The sequence below is a fragment of the Spirosoma daeguense genome, from assembly GCF_054776875.1.
Genome location: NZ_BAAHBF010000024.1, coordinates 1 through 2,000 on the forward strand (window position 1 = coordinate 1; position 2,000 = coordinate 2,000).

The 2,000-nt window shown below is 48.2% G+C and carries 3 protein-coding genes; 2 read left to right on the forward strand and 1 reads right to left on the reverse strand.

All coding sequences use genetic code 11. The features are described from left to right. Window positions 1-208 precede the first annotated feature (208 nt). Window positions 209-517, reverse strand: a complete 309-nt coding sequence (locus tag ACYVD4_RS31915) for a hypothetical protein (RefSeq protein ID WP_460952499.1) — start codon at window positions 515-517, stop codon at window positions 209-211. Between the two features lie 198 nt (window positions 518-715). On the opposite strand from ACYVD4_RS31915, the gene ACYVD4_RS31920 reads away from it, so the two are divergent. Further along, window positions 716-1,192 carry a hypothetical protein gene (locus tag ACYVD4_RS31920; protein WP_460952501.1) on the forward strand — a complete coding sequence of 159 codons (477 nt, stop codon included), beginning with the start codon at window positions 716-718 and terminating at the stop codon, window positions 1,190-1,192. Between the two features lie 318 nt (window positions 1,193-1,510). After that, window positions 1,511-1,792: a hypothetical protein gene (locus ACYVD4_RS31925; RefSeq protein ID WP_460952503.1), complete on the forward strand. Its 282-nt coding sequence runs from the start codon at window positions 1,511-1,513 to the stop codon at window positions 1,790-1,792. The last annotated feature ends 208 nt before the right edge of the window (window positions 1,793-2,000 follow it).

Here is a 2,000-nt window from a genome sequence, read left to right on the forward strand (position 1 = left end):
TGAGGGTGTAAAGGTTGACGCTGTGGTTGTTATCTTTAGTGGTCTCCTCATCCATCAACCCTCATGGTCGTTGGGTGGAAAGAACAGTCAAAACGGACGTAGCGTCGTCAAAACAACGTAGCGTTCGGGCTTCGGGCGACAGGGTAATCGTCCCGTGACAGGGCGGTTTTGGCTCGTCAGTCGGGTTTCTGTCGACACGAGAATCACCCTAGTTAGGCAAGTTGACAAAAGCGAGTGTGCCACGTAGCTGGCGACAGGGCAATCGCCCCGTGACAACGTAGTGAAACGGCTTCGCGCAGGTCAGAAACGTAGTAAAAACGGCTTCGCGCTCAGCAGCAACGTAGTAAAAGGGCTTCGCGCTGGTCTTTAAGCAGTTGCGTGCGTTTTTGATTCGCTCCGCGCTGCTTCCCTGTCTGGTGACAGGGAGCCCGTCCCGAGGGCGGGTTTGCAGCCCAACCAAATGAGGGTGTAAAGGTTGGAAGTGGCTTGTGTTCAGGCACGTAGCGTGCTCAGCCATCAACCCTCATGGTCGTTGGGTGTAGCCAACAAGCTGGGCTCTTTTGCAGGCTTGCGTGCGACAGTATGCACGTACCGACAGGAAAGTTTTTGGGTTCGTTAGTCGGCTTCGGTTGACACGAGAAACGTCTCGTTATGGAAATTAGGCTTGTTAGTCATCTTTCGTGCGACACAGGAAACGCCCCGCTTAGGTAAGTTTATGAACCGTATCGTACTATTTCTAGTATTGTTAGCAGCTTGCGAATCAACAAAAAAAGAAGCTGACACTGTACCAACCCGCTTAGCCGTACTTCGGTATAAACCTATTCCCTTTGAACCAACTCAAGCCGAGTTGGCATTGGCGCATCGGCTAATTCTGAAACGGTTAGCCATTTACAATGCCGAACAAGCGGCTAAAAATGCGGACAGATATTTTGAGCCCGACAGTCTTCGGTATCATTACGATTTACTCAATTTTGAGCAGTACTATAAGCAGTGTACACCGGAGTTGAACAGTGAGGGCGAGAAGATTCTGTTTTTTTACTGTATGTGTGAAGTGGACAACTATCAGACCCCAAAGTATGATTGGCGCAAACATCCGATCCGGGTTCATGATGGGGGTAGTTGTTTTTTTGCCATCTCTGTTAATCTGACAAGGGAGGTTGTATTTAATTTTAGTGTCAACGGAGAGGCATAGCTTTCGCTCCGTGTTGGGCAGGCTTTCCGTCGACAGGACGCACGTCCCGAGGGCAAGTGGGGCAGCCCAACCAAACAGGGGTGTAAAGGTTGCAAGTTGTAGTTGTTCAGGGACGTTGTGTCATCATCTATCAGCCCCTGTGGTCGTTGGGTGATGCGAACAGACTGAAAACAACGTAGTGGTCGGGTTTCCTGCGACAGGGCAATCGTCCCGCGACAGAGTAGTTTTGGCTCGTCAGTCGGGTTTCGGTCGACAAAGGAAACGCCTAATTATTTAGAGTTGCGAATAAGTAAGTAACAAACAGACTGACAAGTAGCAATGATGAACAAAGTAAAACCGTCAAGAATCATCTTTTTTGCTTTAGTTTTATCAATTGCCTGGTTTCAATTTGTTGTTTTTGCAAATATAGGGTCTATTCCCTTTTTGGGTGGGCTTATGGGTATGTTTGCTATTTTGTTCTCAGGGCCTGCCTTAATCGGGTATGCTCTTTTTGTTTATAAATCTGAGTCTAAGAAAATATTTCCTTTAACAGCATTACTAATTGGCCTATTATGGGAAGGCTATCTTATCAAATTGTTACTTGATGGAGAATCTGTCTAATTATCCGGCGTTTTGGGTGACAGGATGCTCGTCCCGAGGTCGGGTTTGCAGCCCAACCAAATGAGGGAGTAAAGGTTGGCAGTTGTTGCAATTCAGTAACGTATCGTTCTCATCCATCAACCCTCATGGGTGTTGGGTGGTGCCAAATAGCCAATAACGTAGTGGTGGGCTTCTGTGCGACAGGGGGCACGTCCCGTGACAGAGCGGT

Bases quoted from the DNA above. Each gene is read 5' to 3' on its own strand.
- ACYVD4_RS31915 (WP_460952499.1), bottom strand. From the start codon at position 517: ATGGCTGAGCACGCTACGTGCCTGAACACAAGCCACTTCCAACCTTTA.
- ACYVD4_RS31920 (WP_460952501.1), top strand. From the start codon at position 716: ATGAACCGTATCGTACTATTTCTAGTATTGTTAGCAGCTTGCGAATCA.
- ACYVD4_RS31925 (WP_460952503.1), top strand. From the start codon at position 1,511: ATGATGAACAAAGTAAAACCGTCAAGAATCATCTTTTTTGCTTTAGTT.